This window comes from Barnesiella sp. CU968 (assembly GCF_905219685.1).
GTDB classification, from domain to species: domain Bacteria; phylum Bacteroidota; class Bacteroidia; order Bacteroidales; family Muribaculaceae; genus Lepagella; species Lepagella muris_A.
The window spans coordinates 1-10671 of record NZ_CAJMXD010000062.1 but is presented as its reverse complement, the minus strand read 5'-3'; the positions used below and the strand labels follow the sequence as shown (position 1 = coordinate 10671).

The 10671-nt window shown below is 47.8% G+C and carries 8 protein-coding genes and 1 tRNA gene; 6 read left to right on the top strand and 3 right to left on the bottom strand.

The annotated features are described in order from the left end of the window. The first annotated feature begins 237 nt into the window (after nt 1–237). The 6 genes from nhaD (at nt 238) to JX312_RS04055 (ending at nt 8932) form a co-directional block, all read left to right on the top strand. Complete coding sequence (gene nhaD / locus JX312_RS04080) at nt 238–1632, top strand: sodium:proton antiporter NhaD (RefSeq protein ID WP_123406421.1); 1395 nt, start codon at nt 238–240, stop codon at nt 1630–1632. A 55-nt stretch (nt 1633–1687) separates the two neighbouring features. Continuing rightward, entirely contained in the window at nt 1688–2842 is a 1155-nt protein-coding gene (locus tag JX312_RS04075) for a glycosyltransferase family 1 protein (RefSeq protein WP_123406419.1), read from the top strand. Between the two features lie 145 nt (nt 2843–2987). Next, entirely contained in the window at nt 2988–4232 is a 1245-nt protein-coding gene (locus JX312_RS04070; protein WP_204457156.1) for an efflux RND transporter periplasmic adaptor subunit, read from the top strand. 17 nt (nt 4233–4249) lie between these two features. Next, nucleotides 4250–7360, top strand: coding sequence for an efflux RND transporter permease subunit (locus tag JX312_RS04065; RefSeq protein WP_204457155.1), 3111 nt, complete (start codon nt 4250–4252; stop codon nt 7358–7360). Then, complete coding sequence (locus JX312_RS04060) at nt 7357–8730, top strand: efflux transporter outer membrane subunit (protein ID WP_204457154.1); 1374 nt, start codon at nt 7357–7359, stop codon at nt 8728–8730. Before JX312_RS04065 ends, JX312_RS04060 begins: the two co-directional genes overlap by 4 nt. 117 nt (nt 8731–8847) lie before the next feature. Continuing rightward, a tRNA-Ser gene (locus JX312_RS04055) sits at nt 8848–8932 on the top strand. A gap of 49 nt (nt 8933–8981) precedes the next feature. On the opposite strand, the gene JX312_RS04050 is transcribed toward JX312_RS04055, so the two are convergent. The 3 genes from JX312_RS04050 to JX312_RS04040 form a co-directional block, all read right to left on the bottom strand. Beyond that, nucleotides 8982–9485, bottom strand: coding sequence for an HIRAN domain-containing protein (locus JX312_RS04050; protein WP_123408096.1), 504 nt, complete (start codon nt 9483–9485; stop codon nt 8982–8984). A 232-nt stretch (nt 9486–9717) separates the two neighbouring features. Beyond that, nucleotides 9718–10113 carry a pilus assembly protein HicB gene (locus tag JX312_RS04045; RefSeq protein WP_123408104.1) on the bottom strand — a complete coding sequence of 132 codons (396 nt, stop codon included), beginning with the start codon at nt 10111–10113 and terminating at the stop codon, nt 9718–9720. Nucleotides 10114–10240: 127 nt separating this feature from the next. Further along, the gene (locus tag JX312_RS04040; protein WP_123408094.1) at nt 10241–10432 is read right to left on the bottom strand and encodes a type II toxin-antitoxin system HicA family toxin; all 192 of its coding nucleotides are present in this window, start codon (nt 10430–10432) and stop codon (nt 10241–10243) included. Between the last annotated feature and the right edge of the window lie 239 nt (nt 10433–10671).

The window sequence follows — 10671 nt, the reverse complement described above, 5'->3', positions numbered from 1 at the left end:
ATGCTCCCTCTTCGACTCGTAAAAACACCTCATAAAATCCTCTCAATGAACCTCACAATTAAATTTAAACAGTTTCTTAACTTTCGTAAATAAGTCAAGATGAGTTTTATGTTTTAAAACATATTTGTCAAACATTAAAAATGTATTAAGGAAAAATTTCTTTAATTATTGTTTTTATACTACTTTTGCTTCCGATTTACCAATCGTTAATCAATCTATATCTATTCTATTTCCATCATGTTGACGACACTGCTCGTTTTATTCATTGTCGGCTATCTTGCGATAGCGCTCGAACACCCTCTGCGAGTTGACAAGACGGCGTCGGCATTGCTTCTGGGCATGCTGATGTGGGTGATTTATGCCATGGGTGCGGAGTCTGTGGTTCCCGTTGTTTCTGCCGACGGTTTCAGGCATTTCATGGAAACGCATCCCGGGCTTGAAAGCAAATCGCTGCATGAGCAGGCTCTGCAGTATGTGCTTAATGTGGATATCGTGGAGCATCTCGGCGACATAATGCAGACGCTTCTGTTTCTTATCGGTGCTATGACTATTGTGGAGATGGTCGATGTGCACGGCGGATTCCGGGTGATTACCGATCATATCAATACGCGAGACAAGCGCAAGTTGCTGTGGATAATCAGTTTCGTGACATTCTTTATGTCGGCTATCCTTGACAATCTTACAACTACGATAGTCATGCTGATGCTGCTCAGGAAGCTGATAACGCAGAAGGAAGAGAGATGGCTTTACGCAGGCATGATCATCATTGCCGCCAACAGCGGAGGCGCATGGAGTCCGATCGGAGACATAACCACGATAATGCTTTGGGTAAGCGGAAACATAACCGCTCCGGCGTTGCTGTCTTTTGTGCTTGTGCCTTCTCTGGTGTCAATGCTTGTGCCGCTGGTGATAATCAGCAGTAAGTTGAAAGGGGAACTTCCTCCGCGCGATGTGGTGGTAGAGAAGAATTCATTTATTACATCCGGTCAGCGAGCCACGATGTTTTATCTTGGAGTCGGCGGACTGATATTTGTGCCGGTGTTCAAGTCTATAACCCATCTGCCGCCTTTTATCGGTATGCTTTTCGTGCTTGGCGCGCTTTGGGTGTTTACAGAGATTTTCTATAATTCGAAGATGCTCGAACAGGCAAAGGAACTGCGTCTGCCCAAGGTGATTTCGCGTGTGGACATGCCTTCAATACTTTTCTTTCTCGGAATACTCATGGCGGTGGCGGTTCTTCAGAGCACAGGAATACTTTCTGACATAGCCGCTTATCTTGACAAAGAGATTCATAATGTATACTGGATCGGACTCGTTCTCGGCGTTCTTTCCGCGATTGTAGACAATGTTCCCCTTGTTGCCGGCGTTATGGGTATGTATCCTGTCGCAGATCCGGCGGCTGTAGGTTATGCCGCGAACTTTGTCATAGACGGCACTTTCTGGGAACTGATGTCTTATTGTGCGGGAGTCGGCGGCTCCATACTGATCATCGGTTCGGCAGCCGGTGTGATTGTGATGGGACTCGAAAAAATCAGCTTCGGCTGGTATATGAAGAAATTTACATGGGTGGCACTGCTGGGTTATCTTGCAGGCGCGGGTGTCTACGCTCTCGAAAAGCTGATATTCTGTTAGTTCGCGGGTGGCGGGCGCCTGACTCTCCAACGCCCCTACTAACTTGTATTTGCTTATGATTATAGGATTCGACGGAAAAAGAGCTGTGTCTAACATGACCGGGCTTGGTAATTATTCCAGACTTGTGATTGAGCGCGTCGCGATGGAAAATCCCGCTGACAGGCTGTTTGTGTATACACCATCGCTTCGCGATAATCCGCGTCTGGAGACTGTGAGAGGATTTCATAATGTCGAATTCAGACTGCCTCCCCCCCAGGGTTTCAAAGGGGCTTTGTGGCGTTCGTTCGGTATTGCCAACAATCTTTCCGCTGACAAGGTGGATGTGTTTCATGGTCTCAGCAATGAACTGCCGTTGAATATCAGAAAGAGCGGAGTGCCCTCGGTTCTTACCATGCATGATGTGATATACCGGACAATGCCGGAATGCTACAAGCGCATCGACAGGCTGATGTATGATTTCAAATACGGAAGGTCATGCATGAATGCTGACAGGATAATTGCCGTGAGTGAACGCACCAAGGAGGATGTCGTGAGGTTCTATGGTGTGGATCCGGACCGGATTGATGTGATATATCAGGGTTGTGACGAATCTTTCCGCAGGTTATGGGGTGCTGATGAAATCTCCGCGCTGCGCTCCCGTCTTCGTCTGCCGGAGAGGTATATCCTGCAGGTCGGCACAATCGAGCGCAGAAAGAATCTTGAACTTACCGTGCGTGCGCTCCCCTCGCTTCCGATGGATATAAGTCTGGTGGTTGTGGGGCGTGACCATCACGGTTACAGGCAGACCGTGGACCGCATAGCCCGAGAGCTGGGTGTGACGGGACGTATACATTATTATTCGGGTCTTGACTTCAAAGATCTGCCGGGTGTGAACCAGGCGGCAGAGGTGATTGCGTATCCTTCGAGATATGAGGGATTCGGCATCCCTGTTGTAGAGGGTCTGGAAAGCATGAGGCCTGTGGTTGCAGCCACGGGCTCGTGTCTTGAGGAGGCGGGGGGACCTGAGTCGCTGTATGTGGATCCGGATTCTCCCCGGGATATGGCGGCAGCTCTGATTGCCGCTCTGCGTGGCGGACGCGAGATAGAGGAGATGACTAAGGCGGGAAAGGAGTATGCGGCGCGTTTCGACAAACGCCGCATGGCTTCCGACATCAAGGAAACTTATGCGTTGGCAATAGATTCATTCCAAAAGAACAGAAGCAGGATTTAACAATTTTAATGTTTTTTTTGTTAATAAGGTAACAGTAAAAATGTGTACCTTTGCACGTCTGTGTGGCGACAGTATTGCCCTGAGCTGTGACGCGGACAGTGCGACATGTGTTTTCCGACACTTGATATTATTGTAATTCAACAAAATGAACATCAACTACAGAGAGATTTCAAAAAGGCTGTTCAGCAAATGCAGCCTTCAGAAGATCAAGAGAACGATGCCCCGTACAAAGAAAGCGTGGCTTGTAATCATACTGATAATTCTGATTGTGTGTGCCGGACTGTATTTCCTGCTTAAACCCAAGACGCAGGAGGCTCCGTTGCCGATTGTGGAAGTCGAGACGGTGGAGACTGCCGATGTCAACATATATGGTGAATATGTGGGTCGCATCCGTGCGCAGCAGTTCGTGGAGGTGCATGCCCGTGTCGAGGGCTATCTCGAAAAGATGTGTTTCAAGGAGGGCTCTTATATCAACAAGGGTCAGACTCTTTTCGTAATAGACCCCAAACTCTATGACGCGCATGTGAACAAAGCCCGTGCGCAGCTCAACAAAGCGGAGGCGCAGGCGCGCAAGGCAAAACACGATCTCAACCGCATAAAACCTCTTTATGAGCAGAACGCGGCTTCGNAGCTTGATCTTGACAATGCCACTGCTGCGTATGAAAGCGCTATGGNGGAGGTTATTGTGAGCAAGGCTGACCTTACGCAGGCTGAGATAACGCTGGGTTATACGCGTGTCACATCTCCGATCTCAGGATATATATCCGAGAGGGTTGCCGACATTGGTACGCTTGTCGGTCCTTCCGGAGGAAAGTCGCTCCTTGCCACAGTGGTGAAAAGTGACACCGTGCGTGTGGACTTCTCCATGACCGCGCTTGATTATCTGAGAGGGAAAGACAGGAATGTGAATCTCGGTAGCGAGGATCCTTCGCGCAACTGGAATTTGTTTGTTACAATCACGCTTGCAGATGGTTCGGAATATCCGCACAAGGGTCTTGTCGACTTTGCGGATCCGCAGGTTGACCCGAAAACCGGCACTTTCTCCGTGCGTGCCGAGATGCCGAATCCTGACCGCAGTCTTCTGCCGGGAGAGGTGACAAGAGTGAAAGTGCTTCTGGATGTGCGCGAACAGGCGGTGCAGGTTCCGACAAAGGCTCTGGTGCTTGAAAAGAACGGGGCTTATATTTATGTGGTGCGTCCCGACGATGTGGTTGAGAAGAGATTTGTCGAGATCGGACCGGAGGTCGACAACAACACAATAGTGGAGCGCGGACTTGCCAAAGGTGAGAATATCGTGGTGGAAGGATATCATAAGCTTAACCACGGCATGAAGGTGCAGGCTGTGAAAAAGTCAGACGGCACTGCGGATAACAACGATAAACCGGAATAATAAAAGGGACATCAGACATGCGTAAAAATTTCTTTCTCGAGCATCCCGTCTTTTCGATAGTGATATCCATAGTGATATTCATAATCGGATCAATCGGTCTCGCCATGCTTCCGGTAGACCAGTATCCGGAGATTGTGCCCCCGGTTGTCAGGATAACGGCTTCATATCCGGGAGCCGATGCCACGACTGTGACACAGGCTGTGGCAACTCCGATAGAGCAGGAACTTAATGGAACCCCGGGCATGATCTACATGTCGTCGACAAGCAGCAATTCCGGAGGGTTCTCCGCATTGGTGACTTTTGATATCGACACCGATCCTGAACTTGCGGCTGTGGATATACAGAACCGTATAAAGAAGGCTGAGTCCCGTCTGCCGGCGGAAGTGGTGCAGAACGGCATATCCGTTTCAAAGGAAACCGCGAGCCGGCTTATGACTATAACAATCCTTTCTGATGACCCCAAGTTTGACGAGGTTTATCTCAGCAATTACACCACACTGAATGTCATAGACCCGATACGAAGAATCCCCGGAGTGGGAAGCGTAAGCAATGTGGGTGGCCGTTATTATGCCATGCAGATATGGCTGCAGCCCGACAAACTCGCTGATCTCGGTTTGACGGTGAAGGATATTCAGAACGCGTTGAAAGACCAGAACAGGGAGTCGGCGGCGGGTGCGCTCGGTCAGGCTCCCGCAGAGGAGATTGATGTGACGATGCCTATAATAGCGCGGGGACGGCTTTCTTCGGTGGAGGAGTTTGAGGATATTGTGCTCAGGGCTTCGTCAAACGGCTCGATCATAAGACTGAAGGATGTGGCGAGAATCTCGCTTGAGGCGCAGAGCTATTCTACGGAAAGCGGAATAAACGGCGGTAATGCGGCTGTGATTAATATCAATATGCTTCCGGGTTCGAATGCCATGGAGGTGGCGGATGCCGTGAAGAAAGAGATGAAGTCGCTGTCGGAGAATTTCCCTTCAGGAATAAGCTATGACATACCTTTCGACATGACCACATACATCAAGGAGTCTATACATCATGTTTATCAGACTTTCTTTGAGGCTCTGGTCCTTGTGATTATTGTGGTGTTCCTTTCGCTTCAGAACTGGAGGGCAACGCTGATACCGGTGATTGCGGTGCCTATTTCACTTGTCGGTACTTTCGGGGTAATGCTGATGTTCGGTTTTTCTCTGAATATGCTGACATTGCTCGGTCTGATACTCGCCATCGGTATTGTGGTGGATGATGCGATTGTGGTTGTGGAAAATGTAGACCGCATAATGCATGCCGAGCATCTTCCTCCCAAGGAGGCTACCGCTAAAGCCATGCAGAATCTCGGAAGCGCGCTTGTGGCAATGTCGCTCGTGCTTTGCGCAGTGTTTGTGCCGGTAAGTTTTCTGCCGGGAATAACCGGACAGCTTTACAGGCAGTTTACAGTGACGATTGCAGTTTCTGTGGTGATTTCCACCGTGGTGGCTCTGACCTTGTCGCCGGTGATGTGCGCGAAACTTCTTAAGCCGGCATCGCATAAACGCAAGGCAAGGATTTTCCGTCTTATCAATCTGTGGCTTGGTAAAGGCAACCGTTTTTACGGGCGTGCGATAGGCAGGACGCTGGCGCATCCCCGCAGGATGTATCTCACTTTTGCTCTGGCTATTGCGTTCATATATATGATGAACGAGCTGATGCCGCGCAGTTTTATGTCACAGGAAGACCAGGGGTATTTCACCGTAGAACTTGAACTTCCCGAGGGCGCGGCGATTGAGCGTACGCGGGAGGTGACGGAAAGGGCGATGGAAATGCTGATGGCAGACAAGGATGTGGAATATGTGCTGAACGTGACGGGGTCTTCTCCACGTGTGGGCACAAATCAGGCTCATGCCCAGCTTACCGTGATTCTCAAACCCTGGGACAAGCGTGAGACGGACGATATCAAAGAGGTGCGGGACCGTATACTCGACAGCCTGTCGAAATATCCCGAGAGCAAGGCTTATGTCTTCTCGCCGGCTATCATTCCAGGTCTCGGCACATCCGGCGGTTTCGAGATGGTGCTTGAGGCAAAGGCGGACGCGACATATGCTGATCTGCAGAATGCCGTTGACACCTTGCGCACGTATGCGGCGCGTCTGCCGATGGTCTCGGGTCTGTCTACATCCATGCAGGCTGACATCCCTCAGCTTTACTTTGATGTGGACCGTGACAGGGCACAGATGCTTGGCATCCCGGTAAGCGATATATTCTCTACGATGAAGGCATTCACGGGATCCATATATGTGAATGACTTCAATATGTTCAACCGCATATATCGTGTATATATTCAGGCTGACGCACCTTACCGGATGCATCGCGACAATATAAACCTCTTTTTTGTGAAGAGTTCCGACGGCACAATGGTCCCGGTTTCATCGCTCGGCACCTCGCATTTTACTACAGGTCCGGGTACGATAGGCCGTTTCAATATGTTCAACTCGGCTACCATTTCGGGTGAGGCTGCGCATGGATACAGCACGGGAGAGGCTATGGACGCTTTGGAAAAGCTTGTCAAGGAGAAGCTGCCGTCAAATATCGGAGTGGAGTGGAGCGGGCTTTCATATCAGCAGAAGCATGAAAGCGGTAATACAGGACTCATTCTCGGGCTTGTCTTCCTTTTTGTGTTCCTCTTTCTTGCGGCTTTGTATGAGAGCTGGACAGTACCTCTTGCCGTGATTCTGTCACTTCCGATTGCTGGAGTGGGAGCTTACCTCGGCATATGGCTCTGCGGTCTTGAAAACAATATCTATTTCCAGATAGGTCTGGTGATGCTGGTGGGACTTGTGGCTAAGAATGCAATCCTCATAGTGGAATTCGCGAAAGAGGAGACAGACAAGGGGGCGGATGCCGCCAAGGCGGCGAGAACTGCGGCGCGACTGCGCTTCCGTCCGATTGTGATGACTTCGCTGGCGTTCATGCTCGGACTTCTGCCATTGCTTTTCGCTTCGGGTCCAGGTTCCGCCGCCAGGCGCGATATCGGCACTGGTGTCTTTTTCGGCATGGCTGTGGCGATAACGGTGGGAATAGTGTTTGTACCCTTCTTTTTCGTGCAGGTAAATAAGTTTGTAAACAGACGCAAAAAACAGAAGATTGCCCAATGAAATTAATGACATACATAACACTGGCGGTTTCGCTGGCACTGACAGGTTGCTCCGGAACGAAGAACCTTGTGACGGCGCGCACGGACATGCCGGAGACTTTTGTGCCTTCGGCTTATGTCGATTCCCTCTCCATCGCTGATGTGGCGTGGTGGGAGTTTTATACTGATCCCACATTGACGAGGATAATGAAAATCGCACTCGAAAACAACAGGGATCTGCTGAAGGCTGCCTCGCGAATAGAACAGATGCGTGAACTGTATGGGGTGCAGAAAGCAAACCTTCTGCCGCAGGTGGGATTAAACGTGGGATATTCGCATGAAACCAATAATTATAATGGCACAGGCACAAAAAATGATCCGGAACATGATCTTAAACTGCCGATTACATGGGAAATGAACCTGTGGGGATCGATGTTTCACGCCCGAAATGCAGGAAAGGCACGTTATATCGCGTCGGAAGAGGATTACAGGGCAATGCGCATGGAACTCATAGCGGAGGTGGCTACGGTATATGTGCGTTTGCTTTCGCTTGAAAATGAGCTTGCGATCGTGAAACGCACGCTGCACACCCGACAGGAATCACTTGACCAGGCGCGTATACGGTTTGAAGGCGGTCTTACGTCCGAAACCGTATATCAACAGGCAAAGGTGGAGTATTCAACCGCTGCCTCCATGATTCCGGATCTCGAACTGCGCGTGACATCCACGCGGAATGCTCTTACTCTGCTGATGGGTGAGTATCCCCATGAGATACTTGGCGAACGGACGTTTGAATTCAACACTGCGCTTCAGGACAAATTGCCTCTCGGTGTGCCTTCGGATCTGCTCAAGCGGCGGCCTGATCTCCGGGGAGCCGAGCAGCGTCTCAAGGCGGCGATGGCAGATGTGGGAATGTCATATGCAGATCGGTTTCCTTCCATTAAAATAGGTTTCACCCCGGGATTCGAGAATGATGCATTGACAAACTTCTTCAAATCGCCATTTACATATGTTGTCGGTTCAATCGCCGGCAGCGTTTTTGATTTCGGCAGAAAAAAAAGGAAATACAGGGCATCCATAGCCGTATATGACCAGACCAGATATGAATACGAGCAAGCCGTGATGAAAGCCTTTACCGAGGTCAATACTGCAGTGACCGCGTATAGCGGTTATCAGAAAAACCGTCGACTGATGATAGAGTTGTGTGAGGCTGCCGCAAAATATGTCAATCTCGCACGTCTGCAATATCGTGGCGGCACGCTCAACTATATCGACGTGCTTGATGCGCAGCGGCGTTATTTCAACGCACAGATAGGAGTGAACAACGCCATGCGTGATGAGTATCTCGCACTCATAAATCTATACAAGGCACTCGGAGGAGGATGGAATTGAGGCTGCGGTTTTGTTGTGTTTTGTTGTGACGGCAAGTTTATCGCAAGTTTATCGCAAGTTTATCATAAAAAGTTTGCAGGATAAAAAAAATATTTGTAACTTTGCATCCGCAATCAAGGAGAGATGGCAGAGTGGTCGATCGCGGCGGTCTTGAAAACCGTTGAGGGTAACACCTCCGGGGGTTCGAATCCCTCTCTCTCCGCTGAACTTACTGGACAGAAATGGTCAGTAAACGGACAAAAAGCTACAAATCAATGATTTGTGGCTTTTTTGTTGCCCGAAAGTCCGGCTTCCAAGACTTCAAAAGTAAATGGAATATTATGCTTAGAAACATTTTTAACCTTGCATGATTCAACATGATCAATTCTTTCAAATACGAATGCAGACAGATTTTTTTGCACATATCCAATGTGAACGCCATTTATATTGTAAACTTTTACTGCATTTGGATCAACAGCATTATCTGGTTCTGAAACTAATACAAGTGTGTCTCCTTTCTCCAAGAATCGTGCTGCTCGTATTTCGTCATTGGTTCTAAAATTGGTACCCTTAACTTCAAAGTCAATAGAGCAGGGATCAAAAATCCGTTTTGCATTACTTTCTTTTCGATCAATGTTGACTTTTTCCGAGAAGATAGGTTTAGTCTTGGGTCTTTCATATTTGACTGTCTTGGAATCTGATGGATCTCCTTCTATAAGAGTACCCAAAACTATAAAAACAATGATAATGGCGACTATTACAATAATGAATACCATAGTTTTAGTGTCAGTTGTTCTTGAAATTTTTCCGAAAGTAATCAAAATTTATCCAACGAACAAATTTTTCTAATGAAAGGATGACACCACGGAAGAATAATTCAATACGATATACAATCAGAAGCGCGGGAGTCTTCAAGACTCCCGCGCTTCTGATTGTATTAAAAAAGCCGCGCCAAGAGGCGCGGCATCGTTCTTTGATAAATGAAGTTACCCTCACGGGCGAAATATCTTAGAAATTGGCGGAAGCCAATTCGTTTGCAATAGAATGAACTGCACTTTGCAGCTTCAGATATTGCCCTTCCCCTGCTTTTACAAGACCAGAGGAATACTTACGCATAAGAGACGGATTTATTCCTGCCCTCTGAGCCACTTTAGAGACATTTAGGAAATCGAAATACTCAAAGAACGATTTCATATCATAGTGATATACGAAATCAAGTTCCGGAGGATTTTTCCCTTCCTCGATAAGCATATCCTTAATTTCGTGATATGCCTTAAGCATGTCTTCCTTAGCCTCCTGCGGGGAATCACCGAAACCCAAAAGACCGAAGTCCGGCAAATCCTCTTTCATGAAACATGAGCATCCGCCATCTTTTGCCATTTCAAAAACTATGTTGACTTTCATATCAATGAAATTATAAAGTTCCATCAAAAGGAGGCTATTGCCTCCTTTGTTATTAATAACAAATAAAATAATTGATTTATGGAGATGAGTAGGGGATTTACCCCTACTCATTTTTAGAATTAAGGCATCAGTTCTTTTTTACTCCTGACACCTTCCGGACGTTACGTTCGGTGGGAGGTGGAACTTCCTTTGCGCCATGATGACCAAGAGGAAATTTCTTTTCCGTGATAGGAGAGAACCAAATACGATGATTCCCACCTTTCCGAACGACAAAGCATCCTGCGGCTTTCAATTCAGCCTCTAATTCGGAATACTTCATAAATCAAAGAACTATTTGTTATTATTAACAAGGCAAAGGTAACAAAAATGTTCCATATGCGCAAATATTTCAAGATATTTTTTACAATGATTCGGTAAAATTTGAGGTTGTTCAGCCTTGGCTAAGCCGCTAACTGAGCCAACCGATGATTTATTTTCTGAATTTTTAGTAGATGACAAAAATTAAATTTATGCTGTTAAACACTTAATTTTCAGTCGATTAAATTTGCAAAAGTCCCT